Annotated in this window: 1 protein-coding gene; it reads right to left on the reverse strand. The window is 51.5% G+C overall.

What is annotated here, in order from left to right:
- Window positions 1-180, reverse strand: a 180-nt coding sequence (locus ACSNOG_RS34055; protein ID WP_436756529.1) for a twin-arginine translocase subunit TatC, incomplete at its 3' end; no start/stop codon positions are given.
- Between the last annotated feature and the right edge of the window lie 55 nt (window positions 181-235).

Raw genomic sequence — 235 nt, forward strand, 5'->3', positions numbered from 1 at the left:
GAAGGCATGCAGCTCGAAATTTTTCGCCTGCTCCGCGGCCGTTAAGTAATGATAGATCGGTTCCGCGACAAATATTCCGCCGATGAGGCCAGCCACGAATACGACAAGCACGACGATGATCCGCTTGCGAAGCTCGCCTAAATGCTCCACAAGCGCCATCTCTTTCATTGGCTTTGACATGATAGACACCACCCTATTGTGACCCTGACAAAACAAAATCCCTCCCATGGAGGAG

This window comes from Streptomyces sp. URMC 124 (genome assembly GCF_051386455.1).
Taxonomy (GTDB): Bacteria; Actinomycetota; Actinomycetes; order Streptomycetales; family Streptomycetaceae; genus Streptomyces.